Below are 24,430 nucleotides of genomic sequence, written 5' to 3' on the forward strand. Positions count from 1 at the left end.
CGCGGGGAGGCGGGGGCGATGACGGCGGGAGCGTTCGAGGCGGCGACCGGCGACGGGCCGGCGCCCGGGGCGTCCGAAGGGCGGCGGGGCGCCGAGGTGCGGGTAGCGTTCGAGGGGCTGATGCAGATCAGACGCCTGACGAACACGGAGGCCGGGGACCCGCAGGCCGTGCCGGCGGCGTGGGAGGTCCGGCAGGCGGTGCGTTCCGTGGCCCTGGTACTGGAGGCGGCGGGCATCCCCGCGTCGGCCGTGGACGCTTCCGGCGCGCGGACCGCGACGGGGTACCGCGTCGGCGCGGGCGAGCGCCCCGGCACGGCACGGGTGGAGTGGCTCGGGCCGCCGGGCGGCGGCGCCGCTCGGGAGGAGCAGGAGGCGCTGGCCCGGTGCGCCGGCGAGCTCGGCCGCCTCGGCTGGACGGCGCTGCTGTACCGCGGGCCGCGCAAGCGGCGCTTCCTGGAGGTCGAGCCCCCGCCCGCCGGCCCTCGCCGCTGACCGACGACCGCGTCCCCCCGCCGGCGCGGCGGGGGGACGCGGTCGTACCCGGTTCGCTCAGTCGATCCCCGGCAGGATGTGCGGCTCCGCCAGGTCCTCCTCGTACCCCGCAAGCCGGATGGGGGCGGAGCGGGACCACACTTCGAGGCTGCCCAGTTCGTCGGGCCTGCGGCGACGGGCCTGGGCCCGTTCGCCGTCGTGCGATCGCTTGTCCTGCTTTGTCATCTCTGGCGTCACCGCGCACTCCTCTGTGTCGCGTAACCCGTCGGACGTGTCGCCGTGGCCTGGGCCGGCGGCGACCGGGCGCCCGATGGGTCAGGAATATGGGGGCATTACGGTCGCGGTGGCGCCGGTTACTCAGACGGGAGTGGCCTTGGTGAGGCGGTCCGTGTCCAACAGAGTACCCATATGAGCGCGGTTCCGCTCGATGGTTTACGTCACCTTTCGGCCTGCTGCCCTTCGTGTCCCGTTCATCCCGAGACCGCCCGCGACGGTCCGGGCCCGGGACCGCAGGCGGGCGCGGACGCCACAGGGCCGGAAACACGGAAGTCCGGCGCACGACGGCCCCGGGGGGCGTCGTACACCGGACCTGTGCCGGAAGTCCTACCAGTTGGCGGGCGCGTAGTCCTTGAGGAAGACGCCGAAGAGGTCTTCGCCGTCCTCGCCGCGCACGATCGGGTCGTACACGCGGGCGGCGCCGTCGATCAGGTCGAGCGGGGCGTGGAAGCCCTCCTCGGCGAGCCGCATCTTGTCGGGGTGCGGGCGCTCGTCGGTGATCCAGCCGGTGTCCACGGCGGTCATCAGGATCCCGTCCGACTCCAGCATCTCCTGGGCGCTGGTACGGGTGAGCATGTTCAGCGCGGCCTTGGCCATGTTGGTGTGCGGGTGCCCGGCGCCCTTGTAGCCGCGGCTGAAGACGCCCTCCATGGCGGAGACGTTCACGACGTACTTGCGCCGGGCGGCGGCCGCGGCCATCGCCGGACGCAGCCGGCTGATGAGGATGAACGGCGCCGTCGAGTTGCACAGCTGCACCTCGAGCAGCTCGACCGGGTCCACCTCGGAAACTGTCTGGATCCAGCTGTTGGTGTCGTCCAGGTCGGGGACGAGGCCGCCCGCGTCGATCGCCGTGCCCGCCTCGATCCGGGCGAGCGACGCCGAGCCCGTGACCAGCGCCAGGTCGGTGACCTCCTGGGCGGTGAGGCCCTCGGGCCGGGCCGTCGGCAGGGACAGCTGGGCGCCGGAGCCGAAGGCCCCGATGACCTCGGCGGCCGGCAGCTCACCGGCGGGCAGCGGGGCGGACTCGGCGGCGATCAGCTCGCTGTACGCGCGCGGGGAGCGGCGTACGGTCTGGGCGGCGTTGTTGATCAGGATGTCGAGCGGGCCCTCGGCCGCGACCGAGTCGGCGAGCGCGACGACCTGGGCCGGGTCGCGCAGGTCGATGCCGACGATCTTGAGGCGGTGGATCCACTCCTCGCTGTCCGGCATCGCCTTGAAACGGCGGATCGCGTCGTTCGGGAAGCGCGTGGTGATGGTGGTGTGCGCGCCGTCGCGCAGCAGCCGCAGCGCGATGTACATGCCGATCTTGGCGCGGCCGCCGGTGAGGAGCGCGCGGCGGCCGGTCAGGTCGGTGCGGGCGTCGCGGCGGGCGCGGTTCTCGGCGGCGCACTTCTGGCACAGCTGGTGGTAGAAGGCGTCGACCTCGACGTAACGGGTCTTGCAGATGTAGCAGGACCTGGGGCGCTGGAGTATGCCGGCGATCTCGGCGGTGGCCGTGGAGGACGGCAGTACGCCCTGGGTCTCGTCGTCGATGCGGTCGGCGGAGCCGGTGGCGGTGGCGTGCGTGACGGCGCGGTCGTGGGCCGTCTTCGCGGCGCGGCGCTCCTGGCGGCGGCGCTGCTTCACGGTCCGGTAGATGCCGGCGGTGGCGCGGCGTACCGCGACGGCGTCGGGGTGGTCGACGTCCAGCTTGTCGAGCTCGTCGAGCACGCTCAGGCAGACGGCCATGCGGTCCGGGTCGATGCCGGGGCCGAACGCCGGGGTGTCCTGGCCGTCCGGGATGTCGCCGTACGCCGCCGGACTGTCCTCTGTCACCGTCATCGCCGCTGCTGTCCTCGTGTCGCTCGTGCTGCTTGTGCCGCTCGGGAACTTCCAAAATCCGAACTTTACGTAAGCGGGCGGCCCAGCGCCAAACCCCTTCCCCCCGCGACGGGCGCGCAGCGACGCATCTCACACGGGCACAGAGGGTACGGGGGCGGCGGACGGACGACGGTCAGGACACCACCTGGCCCTTGCCGAGTGCGATGACGCCCTTCTTCGAGACGGTGTAGAGCTGCTCGTCCCGCTCCGGATTCACACCGATCGTCGCTCCGGGCGGCACGTCGACGTTCTTGTCGAGTATCGAGCCCCTGACGACCGCTCCCCGGCCGATGCGGACGTTGTCGTGCAGCACGGACCCCTGCACCACGGCTCCCTCCTCCACCACCACTCCCGGCGACAGCACCGAGCGCGTGACCTGGCCGCCGATGCAGCAGCCGGCGCTGACGATCGACTCGCCCGCGATGCCGCCGGACACGAAGCGGGCCGGGGGCAGCTGGCCGGGGTGCGTGTAGACAGGCCAGCGGCGGTTGTGCAGGCTGAACTGCGGCTGGTCGGAGATGAGGTCCATATGGGCGTCGTAGTACGTGTCCAGGGTGCCGACGTCGCGCCAGTAGCCGTGCTCGCGCGGGCTTTCCCCCGGCACGTGGTTGTCGTCGAAGTCGTAGACCTGCGCCACCCCGCGCTCGGTCAGCATGGGCAGGATCGATCCGCCCATGTCGTGCGCCGAGTCTCCGTCCTCGGCGTCCCGGTGCAGGGCGTCGACGAGCACCTTGGCCGTGAACATGTAGTTGCCCATGGAGGCGAAGACGCGCCGGGGGTCGCCCGGCAGGCCCGGCGGGTCGGCCGGCTTCTCCAGGAACCGCTCGATCCGTGTGCCGTCGGCGGCCGGTGTGATCACGCCGAAGGACGACGCCTCGGAGCGCGGCACCCGGATGCCGGCGACGGTGACGCCCGCGCCGCTCTCGATGTGGCGCCGCAGCATCTGCCGGGGGTCCATGCGGTACACGTGGTCGGCCCCGAACACGGCGATGTAGTCGGGCTGTTCGTCGTACACGAGGTTGAGCGACTGCAGGATCGCGTCGGCGCTCCCCAGGTACCAGCGCGGGCCGAGCCGCTGCTGGGCGGGGACGGGGGTGACGTAGTTCCCCAGAAGGCTGGACATGCGCCAGGTGGTGGTCACGTGGCGGTCCAGCGAGTGCGACTTGTACTGCGTCAGCACGCAGTTGCGCAGGATGTCGCCGTTCACCAGGTTGGACAGGACGAAGTCGACGAGCCGGTACGTGCCGCCGAACGTCACCGCCGGTTTGGCCCGGTCGGCCGTCAGCGGCATCAGCCGCTTGCCCTCCCCGCCCGCCAGTACGATCCCGAGCACCGAAGGTCCACCGCGCATCTGCCGCCTCCTGCTCGCTACTTGGACTTGAGGATCTCCTCGTACACGGCCGCCGTGCGTCGTGCCACGGTGTCCCAGCCGAACTCCCGCACCGCGCGTTCGCGGCCCGCCGCGCCCATCCGCCGTGCCGTGTCCCGGTCCCCCGCCAGCCGGTCGACGGCGGCGGCCAGGTCCGCCTCGAAGACCGCCGGCCGCGCCTCCTCGTACGGCACGAGCAGTCCCGTGCCGCCGTGCTCGACGACCTCCGGGATGCCGCCCACCGCCGAGGCGACGACGGGCGTGCCGCACGCCATCGCCTCCAGGTTGACGATGCCGAGCGGTTCGTACACCGAAGGGCAGACGAACACGGCGGCGTGGGTGAGGAGCTGGACGACGTCGGGGCGCGGCAGCATCCGTTCGATCCAGTGCACGCCTTCGCGGGTGCGACGCAGCTCGTCGACGAGGTCGCGGAACTCCCGCTCGATCTCCGGGGTGTCCGGGGCGCCGGCGCACAGGACGAGCTGCGTGCCCGGGTCCAGACGCCGGGCGGCCCGCAGCAGGTGGGGAACGCCCTTCTGGCGGGTGATCCGGCCGACGAAGAGGGCGTACGGGCGCTGCGGGTCGATGCCGGTGCGCTCCAGCACGTCCGTGCGCGGATCGGGCCGGTAGAGCGCGGTGTCGATGCCGTTGTGCACGACGCGCACCCGGCCGGGGTCGAGGGCCGGGTAGCTGCCCAGGATGTCGGCGCGCATGCCGTGCGAGACGGCGATGACGGCGTCGGCGGACTCGATCGCCGTGCGCTCGGCCCAGCCGGACAGCGCGTAGCCGCCGCCGAGCTGCTCGGCCTTCCAGGGGCGCAGGGGCTCCAGCGAGTGCGCGGTCATGACGTGCGGGACGCCGTGCAACAGCTTGCCGAAGTGGCCGGCGAGGGCGGTGTACCAGGTGTGGGAGTGGAGCAGGTCGCACCCTTCGAGCGCGGCGGCCATCCTCAGGTCGACGGAGAAGGCGCGCAGGGCTTCGTTGGCGTGGCCGAGGGCGTCGTCGGGACGGTGGCCCTGGACTCCGGCGAGGGCCTCACGGGCGCCCCAGCAGTGCACTTCCACCTGGGCGAGGGCGCGTAACTCGCGTGCCAGGAACTCGACGTGGACCCCGGCTCCGCCGTAGACGTCCGGCGGATACTCACGGGTGAGCAGTCCCACCTTCACCGCGGTCCCCCCGTCGTCGCCCTCCCCCGATGGTCACTCAGATACGGGCTGTGCGGAAGACCGCCGCACCGGGCGCCGCGGAGCGCGTGCGAACACGCAGTCGCCGCACACGCCGCCGGACGGGCAGCGGTAGTAGAGGCAGCAGCTGCGGCGGCGGAAGGCCGCGCCGTCCAGAGTGCCGGTGCCGCGCAGGTCCGGGTCACGGAAGAGCTCGGCGGCCAGCGCGCGGGCCCGCTCGCCCACTTCGGGCCGCCCGTTCGTCCGCGCCCAGGAGTGGAGTTCGCGTGCGGCGCCGGCCAGGGCAGAGCCGGCGTTGCCCCACAGCAGCGCGCGGGAGATCCGCCCGTCCCGCCGGAAGGCGTCCGCGAGAGGTACGAGATGGCCGTACTGGACCACCTCGCGGATGTGCTCGGCGGTGGCGGGCAGCGGGCGCGACGGCGCCGTCAGCCACAGGTCGTCCGGCGACGTACGGTCGGCGTCCCACCACAGCCCGGCCGGCGGCAGGGCGGGGAACTCGCCGTACAGCGCGGCCGGGCCCAGGGCGAGCGACCACAGCCGGGCGGCGAGCCCCAGCTGCGCGACGGACGCGGCGACTCTGCGCTCGGGGGCGCCGAGCCGGGCGGCGACCTTGTCGACGCGGAACGCCAGCGGGGCCGTGTCACCCGCGTAGATCCGCGCGAGCGGCACGTGAGCGCCCCCGTCGGGCGTTCCCGTGCGCAGCGCGAAGAACCCGCCCACCGAGGCCACTTGCGCCCAGTCCACCCGGCCCGCCCCGTCCGCACTTTCCATGGTTTCCCCGCCCTTCCGCCCGGGCCAGTGTCACACGACGCCTTCGTACGGCGCGGGGCCGCTGTCCTCCGCCCCGGGGAGGGGAGATCCGCACCGCGAGGAGGACGCCGGCCGGACCTCCGTACTCCTTCGGCAGTACGCCGCAATGCGTGCTCAAGGACGACGACGCGAACGCTTCGAGGAGACATCGTGGAGCCCATGAGTGCTCTCGCGCTGTCCGTGCTGCTGGCGCTGGTCTCCGCTGTCGCGTACGCGGCCGGCGCCATCGTGCAGGAGCGCGTCGCGGCCACGACCCCGGCCCGCCCGTACGCCCCGCTGCGCCGCGGCGCGTGGTGGGCCGCCGTGGCGCTCAACGGGGTCGGCGCGCTGCTGCACGTCGGAGCTCTGGCGTACGGGCCGCTGTCCCTGGTCCAGCCGCTGGGAGCACTGACCATCGTCTTCGCGCTGCCGATGGCGGCCGTGTTCGTGCGGCGCCGGGCCGGCGCCGCCGCCTGGCGCGGGGCGATCATGGCGTCGGCCGGTCTCGCGGGCCTGCTGTCGCTCACCGGCACCGCGGACGCGCAGTCGCTGGACGCCGGGGAGCGGACGGCCGTGACGCTGGTGACGGCCGGCGGGGTGGGGGTGCTGTTCCTGGTGGCGCAGCGGGTGCACCGTGCCGTCGTGCGCAGCGTCCTGCTGGCGACGGCGGCGGGCGTGGCGTTCGGCATCGGCTCGGTGTTCACCAAGACCGTGGCGGTCGACTGGGCGGCGTCGGGCGGTCCCGGCGGCCTGGCGGGGCAGGTGCCGAGCCTGCTGACGATCGCGGGGCTCGCCACCGCCGGCATGGCGCTCTCCCAGGCGTCCTACCGGGGCGCCGGGCTGGCCGCCCCGCTGGCCACGGTCACCGTGGCCAACCCGGTGGTCGCCGCCGCCGTCGGCATCACCCTGTTCGGCGAGCACTTCCGGTACGGCGCGACCGGCACGGCGCTGGCGCTGGGCTGCGGAGTGGTGGCGGCCGGCGGTCTCATCCTGCTGACGACCGAGCGGATGGGGGCGCACGCCGAGCGGCGGCCTCCGGGCGTGCCGGCGCAGGCGCCGGTATTTCCCGTGCCCACGGCCCAGGCGAGATTCGCGGCAGGTCGCAGTACCACCAGCCCCGTGACGTCCCGCTCCCGGACTCAGACGGTGACGCCGCCCGCCCTGAGGTAGGCCAGCGGGTCGATGTCGGAACCGTAACCGGGCCCGGTCCGCACCTCGAAGTGGAGGTGGGGGCCGGTGCTGTTGCCGGTCGAGCCGGAGCGGCCGATGCGCTGGCCGGCGCCGACGTTCTGGCCCGCGCGGACGGTGAGCGCGGAGAGGTGCGCGTACTGGCTGTACTTGCCGTCGGCGTGCCGCACGACGACCTGGTAGCCGTACGCCCCGCCCCAGCCGGCCGAGACGACCCGGCCTGACGCGACCGACTTCACCGCGGTTCCGGTGGGCACCGGGAAGTCGACCCCGGTGTGGTAGCCCTTGGCCCAGGAGGAACCCGCCGCGCGGTAGGGCGTACTGGGTCCGGTGTCGACCGGAGCCGTGAGGCCCCGGGACCTGGTCTCCTTCTGGGGCGGCCGGGGAGCCGGGGCGCGCTCGGCCTCGCTCCCCCTGCCGGTGCGCTCCCCCGCCCTCTTGGCGGGTCCGGACTTCCGCCCGCCGTCGGTCCGGGAGCCGTCGAGCGTCAGGCGCTGTCCGGGGAGGATGAGGTCCGGGTCGCCGCCGACGACCTGACGGTTGGCCGCGTACAGACGCTGCCAGCCGCCTCTGACGTCCTGGTCGTCCGCGATGGTGGAGAGGGTGTCGCCGCCGGCGACGGTGTACGTCTTCCCCTTCGCCTTCGCCGCGTCCTTCCCCGGCCGGTCCTTCTTCGCCTCGCCCTTCGCCCGGCCGGGATCCTTCGCGCCGTGGGCGGTGGTGGCCGGCGCCTTCCTGGGCTGCGCCGTCCTGTCCGGGGCGGCCTTCGGCCCGGTGCTGATGTCCGGCGCCTCGCCTCCGCGGGTCAGGCCGGCCCGTACGGAGCACAGCGGCCACGCCGTCGGCCCCTGCCCCTTGAGCACCTTCTCGGCCACGGCGATCTGCTCGTCCTTGTCGGCCAGGTCGGCGCGCGGGGCGTAGGCCGTGCCGCCGTACGCCTGCCAGGTGGACTGCTTGAACTGCAGACCGCCGTAGTACCCGTTGCCCGTGTTGATCTGCCAGTTGTTCGTCGACTCGCAGGCCGCGACCTTTTCCCAGACGTCCACCGAAGCGGCGTCGGCCGCTCCCGGCGCGACCAGCGGCAGGGCGATCCCGGCGCCGCCGGCCGTGACCGTGAGCGATGCACGGTTGATACGGCTCGGCTGGTACCGGCGGTGTCGACCGGATGCGGCCATGCTCGGTTCCCCCCACTCACGTCACGCGTCGGACACGACGCAAAGTAGGGCCACCGTACGCTCCGAGACAAGGGCTTGTACGCCGAACTCACCCCTGCCGCTGGCATATTGGCCCTTCGGCCGTCCGGCCGGACCGGCCCGGGGTGCGGAAGCCGTCGCGCGGCACGAAGATCGAATGAACAGCCGGGTCCGTCGGCACGTATCCCCACGGACGCAGACACGGACACCCCAGGAGCTCACGCATGAGTGACAAGGCCCAGATCGGTGTAACGGGGCTCGCGGTGATGGGCGGCAACCTCGCCCGCAACTTCGCACGCAACGGCCTCACGGTCGCGGTGCACAACCGGACGGCGGCCAGGACCCGCGCCCTCGTCGAGGAATTCGGCGACGAGGGCGCGTTCGTACCGGCCGAGACGGCCGAGGACTTCGTGGCGGCCCTGGAACGGCCGCGCCGCCTGGTCGTCATGGTGAAGGCGGGCGAGCCGACGGACGCGGTGATCCGGCAGTTCGCGCCGCTGCTGGAGCCCGGTGACGTCGTCATCGACGGCGGCAACGCGCACTTCGAGGACACCCGGCGCCGCGAGAGGGAGCTGCGGGAACGCGGTATCCACTTCGTCGGTACGGGCATCTCCGGCGGTGAGCAGGGCGCGCTGCACGGCCCGAGTATCATGCCGGGCGGGTCGGCCGAGTCGTACGCGTCCCTGGGACCGCTGCTGGAGAGGATCGCCGCGAAGGCGAAGGACGGCACGCCCTGCGTCACCCATGTCGGGCCGGACGGGGCGGGGCACTTCGTCAAGATGGTGCACAACGGCATCGAGTACGCCGACATGCAGCTCATCGCCGAGGCGTACCACCTGCTCCGGGCCGTCGCGGGCTACGGCCCGGAGCAGATCTCCCGGACGTTCCGCTCGTGGAACACCGGGCGGCTCGACTCGTACCTGATCGAGATCACCGCCGAGGTGCTGTCCCACATCGACGACACCACCGACGAGCCCTTCGTCGACGTGGTCGCCGACGAGGCCGAGCAGAAGGGCACGGGCCGGTGGACGGTCCAGATCGCGCTCGACCTGGGCGTTCCGGTGTCGGGCATCGCGGAGGCGGTCTTCGCCCGCTCGCTGTCCGGGCACACGGACCTGCGCCGGGCCTCGCGGGACCTGCCCGGCCCCACGGCCGCCCCGCTCTCCGAGGCGGAGGCGGCCGCCTTCGCGGACCAGGTGGAGCAGGCGCTCTACGCGTCCAAGGTCGTGTCGTACACGCAGGGCTTCCACCAGATCCGGGCGGGGAGCGAGACGTACGGCTGGGACATCGATCTCGGGGCCGTGGCCGCGGTCTGGCGCGCGGGCTGCATCATCCGGGCCGCGTTCCTCGACCGGATCAGGGCCGCGTACGACGCCGGGCCCGGGCTGGTGAGCCTGCTGTCGGACAAGGGGTTCACCGAGGAGATGGGCGCGGCGCAGGACGACTGGCGCGCGGTGGTGGCAGGGGCGGCGCTGCGGGGCGTGCCGACGCCGGGCTTCTCGGCGGCGCTGGCGTACTACGACGCGCTGCGCGCGGAACGGCTGCCCGCGGCCCTCACCCAGGGGCAGCGCGACTTCTTCGGGGCGCACACCTACCGGCGCACCGACCGCGAGGGTTCGTTCCACACCCTCTGGGGCGGTGACCGGTCGGAGGTGCGCACCGGCTGATCAGGGTCCGGCCGGTCCCGGCTGGGGCTCCGGGTCGGGTACGGGGTCGGGCCCCGGCGGCTTGGGGATCGGATCCGGCGCCGGTCCCGGCGGAACCGGCCCGGGGCCGGGCTCCGGCGTGGGGGCGGGGCCGGGGTCGGGAGTGGGCTCCGGGCCCGGTCCGGGTCCCGGGCCGGGGTGGGGCAGGGGCCCCGGGTCGGGGAGCGGGCCGGGGCCCGGTCCGGGTACGGGGCCGGGGGGCGGCGTGGGGGACGGTGGTACCGGCTGCGGATGCGTCATGGCTGGCCTCCCTGAGTGGCCGTCGGGTGACGGGATCAAGACCACTTTCTCCCGCTGCGACTGCCCTCGCCCGCCGGGGCCACACCTGGTGGGCCGCGCGGATCAGGCACGGGCGGTATACGCATCCCGACCCGAGCGGCTGCGCGGACACAGCCCGAGCGGCGTACGCACCGCGTCCCGAGCAGCCGCACGGACAACGGCCCGGGCCTCGTGCGCATCGCGGTCCAGCGGCCGCGCACACGGCCCGGGGCGCCGTACGCATCGCAGCCCCAGCGGCCCCACGGACAACGGCCCGCGCCTCGTGCGCATCGCATTTCCACCGGCGCGCGGGACGCGACGGCCGCTACGGCCGGCTTCCGCCCGCCAGCGCGGTGGCGGGCCCCCGCGCCGCGCGGTCCGGCCGGGCGACCGCCGCCGCCGCGCGCAGACCGGGTGCGGGGCTGGAGAGTACGGGTACGGCCGGGCGGGCCCGGGTGCGGGCGGCGGCGTCCGCCATGGACGCCTGGGCCAGGACCACCGCGTCCACGTCGGTGAGGGCGTCCACGGCCTCGGCGACGAGGTCGACATAGCGCGTCCGGTCGCCAGCCTCGAAGTACCGCCAGGCGCCGTCGACCAGCACGGTGCGGAGGGCGACGGACCGTCCCGCCGCGTCCGCCTCCTGGCGTACGAGGTCGCACGTCGGCCCGAACGTGCTGTCCACGGAGGCGACGACGGCGACGCGGACGGTTTCGCGCTCCGGGGCGGCGGCTACGGCGGCCGCCGCCATCGGGCGGTCCACCCGCAGCACCGGAACGCCCAGCCGTGCGGCGTACCCCTCCGCCGCCGCGCCGATGCTGGAGCAGGTGCACAGCACGGCGGTGGCCCCGGCCCGCACAGCCTCGGTGAGCGCCGCGCCGACGGCGCGGTCCGCGGCGCCGGGCCTGCCGGAGCGGGCCAGAGCCAGCAGTTCCTCGTCGACGACGTGGCGCAGTGCGAGGCCGGGGTGCTCCCGGTCGCACAGGGTGTCGAAGACGGGGACGTGGACCGGGGAGGTGTGCAGCAGGGTCAGCATGCCGCGATGCTAGGCCGGGCTGTGCTGGGCTTCGCCGCTAAGCCGTGATGGCGGACGCCTCCCGCGCACCGGCGCGCGCGACGGCGTGCGGGCTGCGGAGGGTGTCGCCGCCCGGCGCCGGCTCGGACGCGTCGGCGCCGAGCGCGACGATCCGGTTGTCCGCGTCGACGTGCACGATGCGCGGCTCCAGGGCGTGCGCCTCGGCGTCGTCGACCTGGGCGTAGCTGATCAGAATGACCAGGTCGCCGGGGTGGACCAGATGCGCGGCGGCCCCGTTGATGCCGATCACACCGGAACCGCGCTCGCCCTCGATGACGTACGTCTCCAGGCGTGCGCCGTTGGTGATGTCGACGATGTGGACGAGTTCCCCGGGCAGCAGATCGGCGGCGTCGAGCAGATCGGCGTCGATGGTCACGGAACCGACGTAGTGGAGGTCGGCCTCCGTCACGGTGGCCCGGTGGATCTTGGACTTGAACATGGTGCGCAGCATTTGCACTCCTGTAAGGCGGCTCCCTGCCAGCTTTTTGCTGGTCAAAGGCGGTGCCCACTCTACAACCGGCACGCGCCCGACTCGGAGAGTGTGAGGAACATCGCTTCGCTCTTCCGCGGAGGACGCAGCGGCCCACACGTTGAGCCCGGACGCCGGCGATCGGCCGGTGGTGGGGTGGGTGTGCGTGCGCCTACCCGGACACTGCCGTCCTGCGGTCCCCGTCCGGCGCCGGGCCGGCCGGGCCGGGCACCCCGCTAGGGCCGGCCCCTGGGGCGGTGCGCCCAAGGGCCGACTCGGCGCTCTCGCCGAGGAAGCCGCCGGACTGGTGCTGCCACAGCTTGGCGTAGGCACCCTTCGCCGTGAGCAGCTCCTCGTGGGTGCCCTGCTCGACGACGCTTCCGCGGTCGAGGACGACGAGACGGTCCATGCCGGCGACCGTGCTCAGACGGTGGGCGACCACGAGGGCCGTACGTCCGTCCATCAACCGCCACAGGGCGTCCTGGACGAGGAGCTCACTCTCCGAGTCCAGCGCGCTGGTCGCCTCGTCGAGCAGCAGGATCGGGGCGTCGCGCAGGATGGCCCTGGCCAGGGCGACGCGCTGGCGCTGGCCGCCCGAGAGTTTCACTCCCCGCTCCCCCACCAGAGTGCTGAAGCCGTCGGGGAGTTGGTCGGCGAACTCCGTGACGTGGGCGGCCGCGGCAGCGGCGTGGATCTCCCTGTCAGTGGCACCGGGCCGGGCGAAGGCGATGTTGTCCCGCAGGCTGCGGTGGAACATGGCGGGTTCCTGCGGGACGTAGGCGATCAGTGAGCGCAGGTCGGTCTGACGCAGCCGGCTGATGTCCTGACCACCGATCAGGATGCGTCCGTCGTCGATGTCCGACATCCGCAACAGGAGCCGGGTGAGTGTGGTCTTGCCGCCGCCGGACCGGCCGACCAGACCGATCCGTGCGCCTGCGGGCACGTCCAGGTCGAGTGCCTGGAAGATCGGCTTCGCGCCCGCGTGGGCGAAGGTCACCGCCTCGAAGCGGATGCCCGTGTGCCGCTGTGCGAGCGGTTCGGGGTCCGTCGGATCGAGCACGGTGGGCGGATCCAGCAGCAGCTCCGTGAACTGAGCGGCCTCGGTCATCGAGCTTTCCAGACGCCGGTAGATCTGGTTGAACTCGAACATGATCTGGGTCGCGTGGGAGTAGTAGGTGAAGGCGACGACCACCTCCTCCACTCCCTGGCCCGGGCCACCGAAGGCGATGGCGACCAACAGGCCCAGCACATTGGTCAGAACGGCCATGGGAGCGATCAGGGTGTCGACGCGCAGATTGCCGTAGTCCCACGACTTCAGCGTCAGGCGCCGGGAGTCCGCCACACGGCTGCGGTGTTCGTCGGCCTCCCGTCGCTCGGCCGCGAACGCCCGGATGGTTTCCATGTTCACGAGGCTGTCGGCGACGTGGCCGGAGACCCGGGCGATCGCCGCCTCACGGTCGTTGACCAGCCTCTGCCGACGACGGATCAGAGGTGTCGCGGCCACCACGGTCAGCGCGATCATCACGAGGAGGCCGACGACGAGCATCGGTTCGTAGCTCCACAGGACCACGGCGCCGAACAACAGGGGTACGAGGCTGCCCACGATCCGGTACGTCACAGTGTCGACGAAGTCCTCGAAGCGCTTGCCGAAGCTCAACACCCTTTTGGTCAGGGAGCCGGTGAAGTTGTCGTGGAAGAACGCCGCGTCCTTGGCGAGGAGTTCGTCCATGCCGCTCACGTACAGGTGTTCCATGCCGCGGGCGTCCACGCGGTTCAGACAGTGCTGGCCGACCCGCCACACGGCCTCGGCGAGCAGCAGCGTCACGCCGAAGCCCAGCACGTACGGCAGCGCCGAGCTGAGCGTGAGACCGCCTTCGTCGGCGGCCTGTCCTGCCAGTTTGGCGATCAGGAGGGGGGCGACGTAGCGGATGCCGATGTTGCCCACGGCCGGCAGCAGCAGCGCGGGAAGAGCGAGCCGTCGCAGTCGCAGCAGTTCCCGGCCGTAGCGGCGAAGAGCCAGAACGACCGCGCCCCTGCTCGGCGCAGGCCCCCGCGTACCTGTTGTCCCCATCACGCTCCCCGTGGCTCGGAAGTCGGAAGTGTCCCGTCGGGGGAGGTCCTCAGTCCAGGCATTTAACGCGGACGGGCGAGAACCGGACACACTGCGTGCAACGTACGCAGCGGACGCATCCGTCCATGAGTTCCGCGAGCGCATTCCGGCACTGCCCGTGGCGCCTCAAGCAGCGGTAACCCTGACGTGGTCTCACCGGGTACTGCGTCCATCGCACAGACGGAACGCATCGTCAGCACCGAAGCAGGAGATCGATGGCCGATTCTCCGCGGTCATCACAGATGCATTCCGTGCTCCCCCCGAACTCCGCTCACGCCGACCCGGCCGTGGACGGGTCGGGGCGATGTGGCGCGGCTACGGCGGCCAGTTCGGCGCCGGGCGCGACCGTGAGGGCGTGCATGGCGTAGAAGACGCGGCCGGTCGCCGGGGCGGGGACCGGGTGGTCGCGGCCGGTGGCCGGGTCCGTGATCCGGCCGATGATCTCGTTCGCCGTCACGTCGTCCCCGGCGGTGCAGGCCGGGTACCAGAGGCCGGTTGTCGGGGCGGTGGCGGCTCCGGCCCAGACCCATTCGGTTGCCTCGGCCGGCTCTCGTACCGGCCGGTCCAGTACGCGCAGTTCGCACAGGAGCGCGTACAGGGCATCCGTCAGGCCGCGGGCGACGGCCGGATCGCGGTCGCCCCGCTGTCCCGTCTCGACGAGGAGGGCGGGGATGCCGTGGCGGGCGGCGGCCGCGTGGCTGTTGCCGCCGTCGGCGTTCGGGCCGAGGATCACGTCCCGTATGCGGAGGGCGTGAGCCAGCCGGCGGGTGTGCTCGTCGAGCCCCGGGTCGCCGGTGAGCCGGTAGCCGACGAAGTCGCGCAAAGTCTCGTCGATGCCGCCGGAGTGCAGGTCGACGTACGCGTCCGCACCCGTGATCAGGTCGGTGAAGAGCCGGGCCGCGAGCCGCTCGGTCGGGGCGCCCGTCGCTTCGCCGGGGAAGACGCGGTTGATGTTGACGCCGTCGAGCGGGGAGACGCCGAGCCGTCCCCCGTACACGGCCGGGGGGTTGGCGACCGGGCAGACGATCACCTGGCCGCTCACCTCCTGCGGCCTCAGCGACGCCGAGAGTTCGGTCGCCGCTTCGATTCCGGTGAACTCGCCGCCGTGCATGCCCGCTGTGACGACGACGCGCGGCCCGCGCCGGGCGCCGTTGACCAGGGTCAGCGGAACGTCCACGGTGCGGACGCCGAGGTCGGCCCGGACTGAGCCGCGGGTGGTGGTTCCGGGCGCGGCACTGAGCGTGCCGACGGCCAGGGCTGCGGGCGGGCCCGTCGGCGTACTCATGCCGCTCCTCGGGGAAGATCCGGCGCAGGGGTGGCCGGCCGGGCGGCGCCGGCCTCGAGCAACCGGCGTGTGCGGGCGTGGGCCGGGGCGTCGTACAGGGCCCCGGCGGGCGCGGTCTCCACGATCCGGCCGCCGTGCATCACGGCGACCCGGTGGGCGAAGTGGCGTACGAGGGCGAGGTCGTGGCAGATGAACAGGTACGCCAGGCCCAGGCGTTCCTGGAGGTCGGTGAGCAGGTTGAGCACGCCGGCCCGTACCGAGGGGTCCAGCGCCGACACCGGCTCGTCGAGCACCAGCAGCCGCGGTTCGCAGGCCAACGCCCGGGCGACGCCCACCCGTTGGCACTGCCCGCCGGACAGCTCGTGCGGCAGCCGGTCGCCGAGCCGGGGGTCCAGGCCCACCGTCTCCAGCAGTTCGTTCACACGTCTCGGGCCGGTCAGGGGGTCCCACCGCCCCTGGACGCGCAGCGGCTCGGCCACCGCGTCGCGGATCCGCAGCCGGGGGCTCAGCGAGCCGTACGGGTCCTGGAAGACGGGCTGGATCCGCGGGCGCAGGGGGCGCAGTTCACGCTCGTCCAGCCCGGTCAGCTCGTGTCCGTCGAACCTGACCTCCCCCGCGTCCGGGCGGCGCAGCATCAGCACGGCGGCCGCCGTACTCGACTTGCCCGAGCCCGACGCGCCGATCAGCGCCAGAGTCTCCCCGGCGGACACGTCGAAGGAGACGTCGTCGACCGCGAGCACCGGTGCGGCGCGGCGCGCGCGTACGGGATAACGGACCGTGAGTCCGCGTACGGTCAGCAGTGCGTCGCTCATGCGCCACCGGTCCCGGCGAGCGGGTCGCGCGACCGGGCGGGTACGTCGCCACCGGTCGCTACGAACAGGTCGCGCGCGCGGGCGGGTACGTCCGGCCAGCGATGGCACGCCACCAGGCGCCCCGCGTCGCCGGTCACCGCCACGGGTTCCGGTTCGTCCGTACGGCACCGCTCCCCCGCCAGCGGGCAGCGCGGCGCGAAGGCGCAGCCGGAGAGTTCCGCGAGGTCCGAGGGCGCGGGCGAGGTGCCGCCGATGGCCGGCAGGCGCCGGTCGGCGGCCGGTTCGGCGGGCGGCAGGGAGGCGAGCAGTCCCGCGGTGTACGGGGCGCGCGGCCTCGTCAGCACCCGGGTGGCCGGCCCGGACTCGGCCACGCGTCCGGCGTACATCACCAGGAGCCGGTCGGCGTACCCGGCCACGGTCGCCAGGTCGTGCGTGACCAGGAGCACCGCCGTGCCGGTCGTCTCGCGCAGCGTCGCCAGTACGCCGAGGACCTGTTCCCGCACTACGGGGTCGAGCGCGGTGGTCGGCTCGTCGGCGACGACGAGTTCCGGTTCGTTGACCGTGGCCATCGCGATGACGGCGCGCTGGCGCATGCCGCCGGAGAACTCGTGCGGGTACGCGTCCGCCCGGCGCTCGGCGTCCGCGATGCCCACCCGGTCCAGCGCGGCCACGGCGGCCGCCCGCGCCTGCTTGCGGCCGAGACCCCGCACGGAACGCACGGCGGAGGCGAGTTGGTGGCCGACCGTGTGCACGGGGCTGAGCACCGAGAGCGCGTCCTGCGGTACGAGGGCAAGGCTTCGCCCCCACAGCCCGGCGTACACCGAGCGGGGCGCGCGCAGCAGTTCGCGCTCGCGCAGCCGGACGCTGCCGCTGATCCGGGCCGTGTGCGGCGCCAGGCCGAGCACGGCCGCGGCGGTCAGCGACTTGCCGGCCCCCGACTCGCCGGCCACGGCCAGCAGTTCGCCCTCGTGCACGTCGAACGACACACCGCGCACCGCGGCCACGTCCCGCCCGGCGGCGGGGAACGCCACGCGCAGGTCGCGCACGCTCAGGAGCGTGGGGCGGGCGCTCATGACGCCGTCCCGGCGCGCGGGGCGCCGGCGCGCGGGCCGGCTCCGGTCCAGGCGCCCAGCGACACCGCGCAGCCGGCCAGCAGCGCGAGGGCGGCCGCCGGAGCGAGCGCGGCCCAGGGCGCGCGTTCGACGTACGCCCGTGACTCGTCCAGCAGCAGGCCCCATTCGGGGGCGGGCGGCTGGGCGCCCAGGCCGAGGAAGCCGAGCGAGGCGAGGGCCAGGGCGATGCCGGGCAGGCGCAGGACCGCGTGGCGGGCCACCGGCCCGGCGACGGCCGGAAGGATGTGGTGCGTCAGGATGCGGCGCGGGGTGGACCCGATCGCCTTCTGCGCGGTGAGGAAGCCGGCCGCCCGCGTCTCCTGGACGAGTGCGGCGGCGTGCGCGGCCAGCGGCGGCCAGGAGACCAGCGCGACGGCGACGGACGCCCCGGTGGCGCCCGGTCCGAGGACGGCGGCGACGAGGATGCCCGCGACGACCGGCGGCAGGGCGTTGGCGATGTCGGCCGCACCGGCCGAGAAGGCGGGCAGGAAGCCGATCGACAGTGCGAACAGGTAGCTGCTCAGACAGACCGCCAGTGCCACCGCGAGGGTCGAGGCCGCGCCGTGCCCGAGCCGTGCGAGCACGTCCCGGCCGAGGCCGTCGGTGCCCAGCGGGTACGCCCACGAGGGCGCGGTCAGCCGGGCGGCGGCGTCGACGGTCAGCGGGTCCCGGAGCAGCCCCCACCCGGTGACGGCCAGCAGGACGGCCGCGAGAACCACGGGCACGGCCCGCGCCGCCCTGCCCGCGCGGACCCGCGGCGGGGCGGGCAGCGCGAGAGCGGCGTCCCGCAGTCCGGGGCCGAGCAGCCGGGCGCGTACGAGATGGGCGAGCGCGCCCGCCGCGAGACCGAGCAGCAGCAGGGCCAGCACCGCGGCCTGGAGCAGGGGCAGGTCCTGGGCCTTGGCGGCGCCCAGCGCCGACCGGCCGATGCCGGGCACCGCGAAGACGGTCTCCACGGCGACCGCGCCACCGGTCAGGCCGACGGCGACGAGGCCGAACTGCGGTACGACGGCGGGCACGGAACGGCGCAGCGCCGCGCATGCGATGCGCCGGGGGCAGACGCCCGAGGCGCGCCACAGACCGGCCCACCGCTCGGCGAACACGGCGGGCAGGGCGTCGTCGACGAGCCGGCCGAGCAGACCTCCGGCGGGAAGGCCCATGGCCAGCGCGGGCAGCACCATGGACCGCGGGCCCTGCCAGCCGGAGGTGGGCAGCAGGCCCAGCCACACGCCGAGCACGATCAGCAGCACGGTCGCCAGCAGGAACTCGGGGACGGACGCCAGCATCGCCGCGGGCGCCCCGCCGGTGGCGGCCCGGCCGCGCGGCATGCCGCGCGCACCGCGTACCAGTGTCGCCGCGGTCAGGGCGGCCGCGACGAGCAGCGCCACGGCCAGGGAGGCCGCCATGAGCGTCAGCGAGACCCCGAGTCCGGAGAGCACCGACGGCAGGACGTCGGTCCCGGACACCCAGGAGGCGCCCAGGTCCCCGCGGGCCGCCCCGGCGAGCCGGCCACCGAGGTGGGACAGCGGACCGGAGCCGAGTCCGAGGTCGTCGCGGACGGCCGCCAACGCCTCCGCGGTGGCTTCCTGCTCGGCGGACCGGGCGCGCAGGACGCTGAGCGCCGGGTCCTTGCCGGACAGCCAGGGCAGCAGTCCGACGGCCGCCACGACGGCGGCGAGGGTCAAAACGCGGGCGGCGGCCGTACGGGCGGCGGTCCCCGCGACGCGCGGGTGTCGCAGGGTCCCGTTCCGACGTACGTGTCGCACGGTCTTCACTCGGCGTATGTGTCGCACGGTCTTCACTCGGCGTACCTGTCGCGCGGTCCTCACTTGACGTACGTGTCGACCGTCACGAGCAGCCGCTCGCGGGGGTCCTTCGCCGACGCCACGACACCTTCGGCGTCGCCCTGGACGACGCGCTCGTGGAGCATGGGAATCGCGGCGTCGGTGTTCAGGATCGCCGTCTCCGCCGCCAGGACGGCCTTGCGCCGCGCCGCGCCGGACGAGGCGGCGGTGGCCGTGTCGAGCGCCGCGTCGACCTTCTCGTCGTCGAGCTGGGAGACGTTGAAGGAGCCGTCGCTCGCGAAGTCGCTGTACATGTAGGCCGCCGGGTCACCGGAGTCCAGCACGGTGGCGCGGGACAGGACGAAGGCGTCGAACTTCCCGGCGAGGGCGTCGGATTCGATGTTGGCGTACTCGCGGATCTCCAGCCTCACCTTGAAGCCCGCCTTCTGGAGCTGCTGCTGGAGCACGGCGGCGACCTCGGGCAGCTCCGCCCGGTCGGTGAAGGTGCCGATGACGACGGTCTTCCCTCCGGGGTCGGCGGGTGCGGCGGCGCGGGTGCGTCCGGCGCGCTCCTTGGCCCACGGGACGGCCGGGCCGAGCAGTCCCTCGGCGACGTCCGCCCGCCCCTCGTACACGCCCTCGACCAGGGCCGCGGGGTCGAGCGCCTCGCGGGCGGCGGCGCGCAGCGCCGGGTCGGTGAACGCTCCGCGCCGGGTGTTGAGGTACAGCGTGTTGGTGCGTGGCATCGGCACCTCGGTGATCCGGTCCTCCTCCAGGAGCGACGCCTGGGAGACCGGCACGGATTCGACGATGTCGGCCTCGCCGGTACGCAGCGCGGCGGCGCGCGCGGTGCCGTCCGGCACGAACCGCACGTCGATTCCCGCCGCCTTCGCCCTGCCGCCCCAGTAGTCCTCGTAGCGGTCGAGGGAGGCCGAGCTGGTCCCGTTCACCTTCTTCAGGACGAACGCGCCCGTGCCGGCGCCGACCGGATTCACCGTACGTCCCCGGTACGCCCTGGCCGCCAGGATCGACAGCTGCGGCGAGGAGAGCCGTTGCGGGACCAGCGGGTCCGCGTCGGCGGTGGTGACGGTGACGGTGTCGCCCCGGGCGGTGACCGTGAGGTCCACGCCGTCGAGGATGCGCGGCTTGGGGGCCGCGTGGGCGGCCTCGTCGAGCGACCGTACGACGTCCCGGGCGGTGAGCTCGGTGCCGTCGTGGAAGGTGACGCCGTCGCGGACGGTGAAAGCCCAGGATTTCTCGCCGGTCCTGCGCCACTTCTCGGCGAGGGCGGGCTTCGGATCGCCGTTCGTGTCGAGGGTCACCAGCGTCTCGGCCGTGCTCCAGCGGGAGAGCTTGAAGGCGTCGTCGCTGAGGGGCGACAGGCCGGAACGCGGCGGTTGCATCATGGCCACCCTGACGCGCTTGTCACCGGTGGCGGACCGGCCGGACCCGTCGGACCCCCCGGACGGGCCGGGCGCGAAGCAACCCGTGAGGAGCAGCGCGGAGGCGAGCGTCGCCGGGACGGCAAGGGGCAGGGCCCTGGGGCTGTGCAAGGACTTTTCCATCTCCGTCGAACGGGTGTCGTACGCGACGGGGACAGTAGCAGATGATAATCATATTCAACTAACGCGTCGTGGCCCACCGCCGCCGCCCCGGCAACGTGCAGCGGCGGGCCGCGCGTCCGCTGCCTATGGTGAGAGGACCGGACCCGCCGTCCCGGCGGCTCTTCCCAGCCAGGAGGAACACGTGAGAGGCACCGCACGTCCTCTGCAGGGCCGCACCGCCGTCGTCACCGGCGCCGCCCGCGGCCTCGGTGCCGCGATGGCACTGGAACTGACCCGGCGCGGGGCCACCGTGGCCCTGCTGGGCCGGGAGGAGTCGACCCTGGCCGAGGTGCGCGACAGGCTGGACGGGCGGGCGGTGTGCTGGGCCGTCGACGTCACCGACGACGACGGGATGGCGCAGGTGGCGGCGGAGGTCCGCGAGCGCCTCGGGCCCGCCTCGGTGGTGGTCGCGAACGCCGGGGTGGCCGAGGGCGGGCCCTTCGCGGAGTCGGACCCGGCGCTCTGGCGCCGGGTGATCGAGGTCAACCTGATCGGCAGCGCGGTCACCGCCCGCAGCTTCCTGCCGCACCTGCGGGCGACCGGCGGCCACTACCTCCAGATCGCGTCGCTGGCCTCCATCGGGGCGGCGCCCATGATGAGCGCGTACTGCGCGTCCAAGGCGGGCGTCGAGTCGTTCGCCCACACGCTGCGTGCCGAGCTCGCGCACGAGGGCGTCGGGGTCGGCATCGCGTACATCAACTGGACCGACACCGACATGGTCCGCGACGCCGACCAGCACCCCGTCCTGCGGGAGCTGCGGGCGCACATGCCGAAGCCCGCGCGCAAGGTCTACCCGGCGCAGACGGTGGCGGCGCGCCTGGTGCGGGCCGTCGAACGGCGCCGCGCCGCCGTGTACGTACCCGGCTGGCTCCGCGCCGCCCAGGCGGTCCGTGCGGCGATGCCCCCGGTGGTCACGCTGCTCGCGAAGCGCGAGCTGCCCCGGCTGCAACAGGAGTCGCCGCTCGCGGCGACCGGACTGCTGGGGGCCGGCGGCCGGGCGGCCGCGCTCGGTCCGGGGGTCCCGGGCGGCGGGACGTGAGCGATGGCTGAGGACAGGACGGATCCCGGAGCGGACAGGCACACCCCGGCGCCGTCCGGCGGCGTACCGGACGACGAGCCCGACGCGCTGTTCGGCGTGGAGGAGATCCGGACGGGCCCGGAGGCGCGACGGCCGGCCGGGCCGCTGTTCCGCGACTCGGCGCAGGCGCGGCGGATGCTGTCGGTACGGGAGATCCACGCGGAGCCCGGTGCGGCGGCCTCGCCGCGCGGCCGCCGGATCCTCGCGGACTTCCCCGACGCGAAGGTCGTGCCCGTCGACTCCCATTGGCGCATCCCGGACCTGCACGGCAACGAGGGCAACGCGGAGCGGTGGGTGCGGGTCAAGAGCACCGTGCTGGTGCTGGGCGAGAAGAAGACGCTCACCGTACGGCCCAACGGCCGCTCGGCGGACTGGATCGCGCCGGGGGCCGCCAACGGATGCGCCATGGCGTGCGCGTACTGCTACGTGCCGCGGCGCAAGGGCTACGCCAACCCGGTCACCGTCTTCACCAACATCGACCGCATCGTCGCCCGCCTCGCCCGCCACGTCGCCGCCCAGGGCCCCAAGACTGAGCCGAACCAGTGCGATCCGAGCGCCTGGGTCTACGACATCGGAGAGAACAACGACTGCTCCGTCGATGCGCTGATCTGCGAGAACACCGCCGATCTCGTGCACGCGTTCACCCGCTGGCCGACCGCCAAGGCGTCGTTCGCCACCAAGTTCGTCAACCCCGACCTGCTGCTGCTCGAACCGCGCGGACGGACGCGTATCCGGTTCTCCGTGATGCCGCCGGAGGACTCCAGGCTGCTGGACATCCGCACCAGCCCCGTCGAGGAGCGCATCGCCGCGGCCGGCGACTTCCTCGACGCCGGGTACGAGGTGCACTTCAACATGTCGCCCGTCGTCATCAGGCCCGGCTGGGAGGCGGCCTGGGGCGAGCTGCTCCGGCACATGGACGATGTCCTGCCGGCCCGGGCGAAGGACCAGGCGGCCGCCGAGGTGATCATGCTGACGCACAACCGGGAGTTGCACGAGGTCAACATGGCCTGGCACCCGCGCGCGGAGGACGCCATCTGGCGCCCCGACCTCCAGCAGGCGAAGCGCTCCGAGAACGGCAGCTGGAACGTGCGGTACCGCAACGCCGCGAAGCAGGCCGCGGTGGAGACCGTACGCGCCCTCGTCGACCGGCACGCGCCCTGGCTGACCATCCGCTACGCGTTCTGAGCCCGGCGGGACCGGTCGGCGCCCGCACGCGGGCCGCGTCACCCCGGAGGGGCCCCGCGCTCCGCCTCCTCCAGGCCGCGGCGCAGCTGGTGCATGCCCCGGCGCGCATGGCTCTTCACGGTGCCGAGGGGCAGTCCGGTGCGCTGCGCGATCTGCGTCTGCGTGAGGTCGGCGTAGAAGGCCAGGCCGAGGATCTCCCGCTGCGCCCGGGGCAGCCTGCGCAGCCCGTCCGCGACGAGGACCCGGTCCAGTACGGCCTCCGGGGTCTGCCCGGCCGGTACGACGGTCGGCAGGACGGCGGCCGCGGCGCCGGCGATCTCCGTCCTGCGGGTGCGCGCCGCGAGGGCGTCGACGGTCTTGCGGCGGGTGATGCCGACCAGCCAGGCGCCGAGGGGGCCGCGCTCGGGCCGGAAGCCGGCCCGCCCGCGCCAGGCGGCCAGGAAGACCTGCTGCGTGACGTCCTCGGCCTCCCTGACGTCTCCCAGAGAGCGTGCGGCCAGGCCGTGCACGAGCGCGCCGAATCTGCGGTAGACGGCCGCGAACGCCCGCTCGTCCCCGAGCCGCAGCCTCCGGCCCAGCCCTTCGCCGTCGTACGTCTCGTCCGTGGGCGCGGGCGCAGCGTTGACCGGGTCCTGCACGGGCGTGGCGGTCATGATGTGCTCCCTCCGCGTCGGGGTCCGGGCGGCCCGGTGGCGGCCCCGCTCTCGGGTGGGGGCCAGTCTCGGCAGCCGGAAACGACGCGGGCAACACGCGTCGATTGTGCGTCGTATGCCCCCCTGTACGGACGTCCGGCGAGGGTCGCGGACCGCGGTCACGCGGGCTTCGGCCCGCCACGGCCGACCGGTTGCGCAGCCGTCACCTCAACGGCGTACCGGCACCCCGCTGCGGGCGGGCGCGCCACGACCACCGGTGGTTGCCTTGGCGGGAGGCAGCCACCGAGCGAGGAGCGACCGTGACCCACAAGGACCCCGACTACACCGTGCCGGGAATGACGACGCAGGACGGCGGCGCGGTCATCGAGCTGCTGCAGACGCGTCTGCACGCACTCAACGACCTGGCCCTGACCCTCAAGCACATCCACTGGAACGTCGTGGGGCCGCACTTCATCGCCGTGCACGAGATGATCGACCCTCAGGTCGAGCAGGTCCGGGCGATGACCGACGATCTCGCCGAGCGCATCTCCACCCTCGGCGGCGAGCCGCACGGCACCCCCGGGGCGCTCGTGGCCGAGCGGACGTGGGACGACTACTCCATCGGCCGCGCCGAGGCCATCGAGCACCTGGGCGCGCTCGACGTCGTCTACACGTCGCTGATCGAGGACCACCGGGCGGCGATGAAGGCCACCGACGAGCCGGACCCGGTCACTCAGGACATGCTGATCGAGCAGCTGCGCGGACTCGAACTGTTCCAGTGGTTCGTACGGGCCCACCTGGAGAGCAGCGGCGGGCGGCTGAGCACCGCCGGCGCCTCGACCGAGCGCGGGGCCGCCGCGCAGGCCGCGGAGCAGGCGCGCGGGCGGCCGTGAGAACGGGGCGTACCCATCACCGCATCCGGATGCGCCCCCGGAGCGGAAGAAGCGGTGTCCGACGCAGTCGCGACGCTCG

At 73.8% G+C, this 24,430-nt stretch carries 21 protein-coding genes; 6 read left to right on the forward strand and 15 right to left on the reverse strand.

Features of this window, described 5'->3' with window-relative positions; all coding sequences use genetic code 11:
• Positions 1-18: 18 nt before the first annotated feature.
• Positions 19-492, forward strand: coding sequence for a hypothetical protein (locus tag AC07FK_RS24670; RefSeq protein WP_479107108.1), 474 nt, complete (start codon positions 19-21; stop codon positions 490-492).
• 57 nt (positions 493-549) lie between these two features.
• On the opposite strand, the gene AC07FK_RS24675 is transcribed toward AC07FK_RS24670, so the two are convergent.
• From AC07FK_RS24675 to AC07FK_RS24695, 5 genes are all read right to left on the reverse strand, one after another.
• A complete protein-coding gene (locus tag AC07FK_RS24675; RefSeq protein ID WP_453406212.1) occupies positions 550-729 on the reverse strand; it encodes a hypothetical protein in 180 nt (59 codons plus the stop codon).
• Positions 730-1,095: 366 nt separating this feature from the next.
• Entirely contained in the window at positions 1,096-2,589 is a 1,494-nt protein-coding gene (locus AC07FK_RS24680; RefSeq protein WP_479107109.1) for an SDR family NAD(P)-dependent oxidoreductase, read from the reverse strand.
• Positions 2,590-2,761: 172 nt separating this feature from the next.
• Positions 2,762-3,979, reverse strand: a complete 1,218-nt coding sequence (glgC, locus tag AC07FK_RS24685) for a glucose-1-phosphate adenylyltransferase (protein WP_479107110.1) — start codon at positions 3,977-3,979, stop codon at positions 2,762-2,764.
• A 17-nt stretch (positions 3,980-3,996) separates the two neighbouring features.
• Positions 3,997-5,163, reverse strand: a complete 1,167-nt coding sequence (glgA, locus tag AC07FK_RS24690) for a glycogen synthase (RefSeq protein ID WP_479107111.1) — start codon at positions 5,161-5,163, stop codon at positions 3,997-3,999.
• Positions 5,164-5,196: 33 nt separating this feature from the next.
• Positions 5,197-5,952 (reverse strand): (2Fe-2S)-binding protein, encoded by a 756-nt coding sequence (locus AC07FK_RS24695; protein WP_479107112.1) that lies wholly within the window; start codon positions 5,950-5,952, stop codon positions 5,197-5,199.
• 198 nt (positions 5,953-6,150) lie between these two features.
• Here AC07FK_RS24695 and AC07FK_RS24700 point away from each other — a divergent pair, with 198 nt between their 5' ends.
• Complete coding sequence (locus AC07FK_RS24700; RefSeq protein ID WP_479107113.1) at positions 6,151-7,140, forward strand: DMT family transporter; 990 nt, start codon at positions 6,151-6,153, stop codon at positions 7,138-7,140.
• Here the strand turns inward: AC07FK_RS24700 and AC07FK_RS24705 are convergent.
• Positions 7,110-8,333 carry a transglycosylase family protein gene (locus tag AC07FK_RS24705; RefSeq protein WP_479107114.1) on the reverse strand — a complete coding sequence of 408 codons (1,224 nt, stop codon included), beginning with the start codon at positions 8,331-8,333 and terminating at the stop codon, positions 7,110-7,112. The two genes, AC07FK_RS24700 and AC07FK_RS24705, sit on opposite strands and share 31 nt — an antisense overlap.
• Positions 8,334-8,575: 242 nt before the next feature.
• Here AC07FK_RS24705 and gndA point away from each other — a divergent pair, with 242 nt between their 5' ends.
• Positions 8,576-10,018, forward strand: a complete 1,443-nt coding sequence (gene gndA, locus AC07FK_RS24710; protein ID WP_479107115.1) for an NADP-dependent phosphogluconate dehydrogenase — start codon at positions 8,576-8,578, stop codon at positions 10,016-10,018.
• 622 nt (positions 10,019-10,640) lie between these two features.
• On the opposite strand, the gene AC07FK_RS24715 is transcribed toward gndA, so the two are convergent.
• The 8 genes from AC07FK_RS24715 to AC07FK_RS24750 all read right to left on the reverse strand — a co-directional run bounded on the left by AC07FK_RS24715 (position 10,641) and on the right by AC07FK_RS24750 (position 20,512).
• Positions 10,641-11,348 (reverse strand): aspartate/glutamate racemase family protein, encoded by a 708-nt coding sequence (locus AC07FK_RS24715; RefSeq protein WP_479107116.1) that lies wholly within the window; start codon positions 11,346-11,348, stop codon positions 10,641-10,643.
• Between the two features lie 37 nt (positions 11,349-11,385).
• Entirely contained in the window at positions 11,386-11,838 is a 453-nt protein-coding gene (panD, locus tag AC07FK_RS24720) for an aspartate 1-decarboxylase (RefSeq protein ID WP_479107117.1), read from the reverse strand.
• A gap of 190 nt (positions 11,839-12,028) precedes the next feature.
• The gene (locus AC07FK_RS24725; protein ID WP_479107118.1) at positions 12,029-13,927 is read right to left on the reverse strand and encodes an ABC transporter ATP-binding protein; all 1,899 of its coding nucleotides are present in this window, start codon (positions 13,925-13,927) and stop codon (positions 12,029-12,031) included.
• A 310-nt stretch (positions 13,928-14,237) separates the two neighbouring features.
• Positions 14,238-15,251: a succinylglutamate desuccinylase/aspartoacylase family protein gene (locus AC07FK_RS24730; protein WP_479107119.1), complete on the reverse strand. Its 1,014-nt coding sequence runs from the start codon at positions 15,249-15,251 to the stop codon at positions 14,238-14,240.
• Entirely contained in the window at positions 15,248-16,063 is an 816-nt protein-coding gene (locus AC07FK_RS24735) for an ATP-binding cassette domain-containing protein (protein ID WP_479107120.1), read from the reverse strand. The genes AC07FK_RS24730 and AC07FK_RS24735 overlap by 4 nt, the downstream gene beginning before the upstream one ends.
• Positions 16,060-17,136: an ABC transporter ATP-binding protein gene (locus AC07FK_RS24740; RefSeq protein ID WP_479107121.1), complete on the reverse strand. Its 1,077-nt coding sequence runs from the start codon at positions 17,134-17,136 to the stop codon at positions 16,060-16,062. The genes AC07FK_RS24735 and AC07FK_RS24740 overlap by 4 nt, the downstream gene beginning before the upstream one ends.
• Positions 17,133-18,914: an ABC transporter permease subunit gene (locus tag AC07FK_RS24745; protein ID WP_479107155.1), complete on the reverse strand. Its 1,782-nt coding sequence runs from the start codon at positions 18,912-18,914 to the stop codon at positions 17,133-17,135. Before AC07FK_RS24745 ends, AC07FK_RS24740 begins: the two co-directional genes overlap by 4 nt.
• 86 nt (positions 18,915-19,000) lie before the next feature.
• Positions 19,001-20,512 carry an ABC transporter substrate-binding protein gene (locus tag AC07FK_RS24750; protein ID WP_479107122.1) on the reverse strand — a complete coding sequence of 504 codons (1,512 nt, stop codon included), beginning with the start codon at positions 20,510-20,512 and terminating at the stop codon, positions 19,001-19,003.
• Between the two features lie 193 nt (positions 20,513-20,705).
• Between AC07FK_RS24750 and AC07FK_RS24755 the strand changes: the two genes are divergently transcribed.
• Together AC07FK_RS24755 and AC07FK_RS24760 are read left to right on the forward strand one after the other, a co-directional pair.
• Positions 20,706-21,602, forward strand: coding sequence for an SDR family oxidoreductase (locus tag AC07FK_RS24755; protein WP_479107123.1), 897 nt, complete (start codon positions 20,706-20,708; stop codon positions 21,600-21,602).
• Between the two features lie 3 nt (positions 21,603-21,605).
• The gene (locus tag AC07FK_RS24760; protein ID WP_479107124.1) at positions 21,606-22,826 is read left to right on the forward strand and encodes a spore photoproduct lyase family protein; all 1,221 of its coding nucleotides are present in this window, start codon (positions 21,606-21,608) and stop codon (positions 22,824-22,826) included.
• Between the two features lie 38 nt (positions 22,827-22,864).
• Here AC07FK_RS24760 and AC07FK_RS24765 read toward each other — a convergent pair whose 3' ends face one another.
• The gene (locus tag AC07FK_RS24765; protein ID WP_479107125.1) at positions 22,865-23,479 is read right to left on the reverse strand and encodes a sigma-70 family RNA polymerase sigma factor; all 615 of its coding nucleotides are present in this window, start codon (positions 23,477-23,479) and stop codon (positions 22,865-22,867) included.
• Positions 23,480-23,814: 335 nt separating this feature from the next.
• Between AC07FK_RS24765 and AC07FK_RS24770 the strand changes: the two genes are divergently transcribed.
• Positions 23,815-24,351, forward strand: coding sequence for a Dps family protein (locus AC07FK_RS24770; RefSeq protein ID WP_479107156.1), 537 nt, complete (start codon positions 23,815-23,817; stop codon positions 24,349-24,351).
• Positions 24,352-24,430 lie beyond the last annotated feature (79 nt).

Source organism: Streptomyces sp. NPDC046122 (assembly GCF_056429965.1).